We start from the raw sequence: 3,732 nt of genomic DNA on the forward strand, positions 1-3,732 counted from the left end.
GGCATACGCGATAGCTGTTATAGTCTCGTGGGCTCGGAGATGTGTATAAGAGACAGGGGTGGGAACGTCCTGGCCCGGCGGCGGGAAGGGCGGAGCCGCGCGCAACGGCTGCGGAAAGGCGCTCGAGTAGGTCCAGCCCATGGGTCGGTCGCTCCCGGTGTGGTGAGGGTGTCCTGCATCAACCGTCCGGCTGGCCCGTCTGCGCAGGTTGACCAGCGGCGATGAGGGGGTATGCTTTTCGAGGGAGCGAACCATCCGGATAGAACCAACCCGAAGCCAAAAAGGGAGAAGATCATGGGCAGCACGGCCGGTCAGGCGTTGAGCTACATCCAGGGCGAATGGATCGCGGGCAACCCCGCCATCGTCGGCCCGATGACTCACGCGCTCTGGCTGTCTTCGGTCGTTTTCGACGGTGCCCGCGCCTTCCAGGGCGTGGCCCCCGACCTCGACCGCCACTGCGCCCGCGTCGTGCGCTCCGCCCAGGTGATGGGCCTCGCCCCCATGCTGACCGCCGGGGAGATCGAGGAGCTGTGCTGGGACGGCATCCGCCGCTTCCCCAAGGAGGCCGAGCTGTACATCCGGCCGATGTTTTACGCGGAGGAGGGCTTCGTCGCGCCCGACGCCGAGAGCACGCGCTTCGTCCTGTCGGTCTACGAGGCGCCGCTGCCCAGCGCCGCGGGTTTCACCGCCTGCCTGTCCAGCCGCCGCCGTCCGATGCCGGACATGGCGCCGACCGATGCCAAGGCCGCCTGCCTCTACCCCAACGCCGGGTTGGCGCTGAAGGAGGCGCGGGAGCGCGGTTTCGACAACGCCATCATGCTCGACCCCATCGGCGGCGTGGCGGAGTTCGCGACGGCCAACCTGTTCATCGCCAAGGACGGGGTGGTGCGCACGCCGGTGCACAACGGGACCTTCCTCAACGGCATCACCCGCCAGCGCGTGATCGCCCTGCTGCGCGACGACGGCGTGGCGGTGGAGGAGGCCACCCTGAGCCCCCGCGACGTGCTGGAGGCGGACGAGGTCTTCTCGACCGGCAATTACGCGAAGGTGGTGCCGGTCACCCGCGTCGAGACGCGTGCCCTGCAACCCGGCCCCCTGGCGGCGCGGGCGCGCGGGCTCTATTGGGAGTTCGCCTTCCGCTGATCCGCTTCGGATGACCCGGAATGCCGGTTTTCGGGCGGTATGCGGCCCGGAAACCGGCTTGATAGGCGGCCCGTTCCGCGGCATAATTTCTTCGAAACGGTGAATCAGTCCATCGAAGGACTCCGTCGAGGGGGGAGATGATGCAATTCCGCGAACGGCGCCGCGTGATCCAGGTGATCCGCACCGTCTACGATCCGGACCTGAAGCGCGGTCGGTCGGAACTGGTCGGAAAGATCGACAAGGCCGTGCCCGTGGTCACTGACAGGCTCCAGAAAAGCTGCACGGCTGAGGAGTTGTCGGAGATCCTCACCTATCTGGACGACCGCCACAACCGCTTGCGTAACGAGGCGGTGCGCGCCGGGGCGGAAACCCTGCCGGCCCAGATGCGGGAGGCGGCGGAATATTTCCGCACCCACCGCGACGATGACGCGCGGGCCTTCGCCACGGAAATCCGCTTGGCGTGGGAGGAGTTGAAAACGGCGTTGCGGGACTCCGGCTTTTCAAGGAACAAGCTGTTGAAAAAAGCCACGGAGCGGGCCGAGGCGGCGCCGATCGTCGTACAGGCCGCTGCGAAGGAGGTGGCCGAACCGGTGGAGGTTCCGCCTGCCGAGGCGCCGGTTCGCAAGCCGCGCGCAAGGAAGGCGAAGACCGCCCGTGTCGTTGCCCTGAACACAGAGGTTTCCAAGGCGGACGAGACCGGCGCTCCTCCGGCCGCGTGAGGGCGGCCCCGGCTCAAGCCCCCGCAAGGAGCAGGAGGCTGGCGGCGTTGCGATGGTGGGCCAAAGCGGCGGTGAGGCGGGACAGCCACGCGTCGCCGGCGGTCCGGTCGGCGGGCAGGGTGCGGCGCCGCCGCGCTCGCCTTGCCGGGCCTCGGCGGCCAAGCGGTCGTGCAGGCGAAGCACCGCGGGGCGGGCCAGGGTGGCGTGCCGGTCCGCTCCGTCGAGAAGCGCCGTCCGAAGCACGCCGCGGGGCGGCGCGTCGTCGTGACGGCGTTCGAGATCATCCAAACGATGTGAAATGAGGGACAGCGGGGCGGGAAGTGGACGCGACGGCGCCCCGGTGGATCCGGTCATCCTCGGACGGTAAGCCTTCTGATAACCGATGTAAAGGAAAAATATCCTAGGACAGAGTGCCGCAGGGCCGACGCTTACTGGCTTGCCCAGACGATGCGGGCCATCCAGGCCACCTCAGCGCGCGGGATGCTGCGGTCCGGGTGGGCGCGGTTGATGGAGATCAGCTCGACCTTGGTGGCGGTTTCGCGAAGGAGTTGCTTCGCCATCACCTCGCCGCCCTTGGTGCGGACGACGACGCGGTCGTTGCGCCGGATTTGCGCGGCGGGCGAGACGATGATGGTATCGCCGTCGCGGTAGACGGGGTCCATGCTGTCCCCCGCGATCTCCAGCGCGTAGGCGTGCGGGTCGCCGATGCTGGGGAACAGAAGCTCGTCCCAGCCGACGCCGGAAGGAAAGCCGGCGTCGTCAAAGAAACCCGCGTTGCCCGCCTGCGCATAGCCGATGACCGGCACCCGCTGGAGCGAGCCGGCGCCCGCGGCATCGCCGACGAGGCTGACGAATTCCGACAGAGACGCGCCGGTCGCCTCCAGAACCTTGGACACGCTCTCCGTCGAGGGCCAGCGCAGCTTGCCGTCGCCGGTGGTCCGCTTGCTCTTGTTGAAGGTCGTCGGGTCGAGCCCCGCGCGCCGCGCGAGCCCGGAGGCCGACAGCCCGTGCTGGGCCGCGAGGCGGTCGATCGCCCGCCAAATGTCCGCATGTTTGAGCATGGGAGGATAATCACATAAACGAACCAGCCCGTCCCTAGGAACCTATTCACATTATCCTTGACGAAGGACTTTAATCAGTACATAACGTGAACATGTGTTCGCCAGCCGCGCGTGCCGCGGCCCATCCGGCGCTCCGCCCGAGAGCGAAGCTGCGCCCGCGAACCCAAAAGCTGCAATTCTCAGGGAGACCTCACGCATGGTCCAGCACCGCAACACGTTCATGGTTCTGTCCGACGCCGTCGGGGAGCCGTTCGGCAGCGCGGAGGAGGCGTGGTTCTGGTCGGTCCAGGCTCAGGACGCCAAGGCCGCCGGCGCGCGCATCGCCGCCGGGCGGGGGCTGGTCCAACGTCCTTGCGAGCCCGGCGACGTGCTGTGCGCGGTGGACCGGCTGTACCGTCGCCACCTGCTGATCCGCGACCATCTGCACGTGCTGGTCCACTACGGGCGCCGCCTGATGGCGCCGGACCCGGCGCGGTACCGCGAGCAGCGCGCCCACACCCTCTGGCAGGAGGCGTTCGACCGGCTCCGCCCGGTGCTGCGCGAGAAGGGCATCGTCCAGTGAGCGCGCCGATGCCCCAGCCGTGCCAAGTGGGGCCGTGCCAAGTGGGGCCCTGCCAAGTGGGGCCCAGCCGGGCCGGAGCGGACGCGCCGCGCGCCTGGGTGGTCTTCCGGGGCGAGGCGGAGCTGTGGTGGCTGCGCCTGCTGAAGCCGGGATTCCGCCACTGCTTCGCGCTGCTGCATGACGGGCGCCACTGGGTGATCGTCGATCCTGTCTCTTATACACATCTCCGAGCCCACGAGACTATAAC

The 3,732-nt window shown here is 68.3% G+C and carries 5 protein-coding genes and 1 pseudogene; 5 read left to right on the forward strand and 1 reads right to left on the reverse strand.

From position 1 onward, the window contains the following. Positions 1 to 294: 294 nt before the first annotated feature. The 3 genes from Q4I23_RS31265 to Q4I23_RS31275 all read left to right on the forward strand — a co-directional run bounded on the left by Q4I23_RS31265 (position 295) and on the right by Q4I23_RS31275 (position 2,159). Complete coding sequence (locus Q4I23_RS31265) at positions 295 to 1,143, forward strand: branched-chain amino acid aminotransferase (protein WP_498528796.1); 849 nt, start codon at positions 295 to 297, stop codon at positions 1,141 to 1,143. 137 nt (positions 1,144 to 1,280) lie between these two features. After that, positions 1,281 to 1,862 carry a hypothetical protein gene (locus Q4I23_RS31270; RefSeq protein ID WP_498528797.1) on the forward strand — a complete coding sequence of 194 codons (582 nt, stop codon included), beginning with the start codon at positions 1,281 to 1,283 and terminating at the stop codon, positions 1,860 to 1,862. A gap of 141 nt (positions 1,863 to 2,003) precedes the next feature. Beyond that, the gene (locus Q4I23_RS31275) at positions 2,004 to 2,159 is read left to right on the forward strand and encodes a hypothetical protein (protein ID WP_498528798.1); all 156 of its coding nucleotides are present in this window, start codon (positions 2,004 to 2,006) and stop codon (positions 2,157 to 2,159) included. A 131-nt stretch (positions 2,160 to 2,290) separates the two neighbouring features. On the opposite strand, the gene Q4I23_RS31280 is transcribed toward Q4I23_RS31275, so the two are convergent. Beyond that, positions 2,291 to 2,923 (reverse strand): S24 family peptidase, encoded by a 633-nt coding sequence (locus Q4I23_RS31280; RefSeq protein ID WP_454019122.1) that lies wholly within the window; start codon positions 2,921 to 2,923, stop codon positions 2,291 to 2,293. Between the two features lie 196 nt (positions 2,924 to 3,119). On the opposite strand from Q4I23_RS31280, the gene Q4I23_RS31285 reads away from it, so the two are divergent. Both Q4I23_RS31285 and Q4I23_RS31290 read left to right on the forward strand, forming a co-directional pair. Continuing rightward, positions 3,120 to 3,485, forward strand: coding sequence for a hypothetical protein (locus Q4I23_RS31285; protein ID WP_498528799.1), 366 nt, complete (start codon positions 3,120 to 3,122; stop codon positions 3,483 to 3,485). 56 nt (positions 3,486 to 3,541) lie between these two features. Next, positions 3,542 to 3,732: pseudogene (locus tag Q4I23_RS31290) on the forward strand (hypothetical protein); the annotation flags it as partial.

It is taken from the genome of Azospirillum sp. UFLA03-27 (assembly GCF_059803775.1).

Bases quoted from the DNA above. Each gene is read 5' to 3' on its own strand.
- Q4I23_RS31265 (WP_498528796.1), top strand. From the start codon at position 295: ATGGGCAGCACGGCCGGTCAGGCGTTGAGCTACATCCAGGGCGAATGG.
- Q4I23_RS31270 (WP_498528797.1), top strand. From the start codon at position 1,281: ATGATGCAATTCCGCGAACGGCGCCGCGTGATCCAGGTGATCCGCACC.
- Q4I23_RS31280 (WP_454019122.1), bottom strand. From the start codon at position 2,923: ATGCTCAAACATGCGGACATTTGGCGGGCGATCGACCGCCTCGCGGCC.
- Q4I23_RS31285 (WP_498528799.1), top strand. From the start codon at position 3,120: ATGGTCCAGCACCGCAACACGTTCATGGTTCTGTCCGACGCCGTCGGG.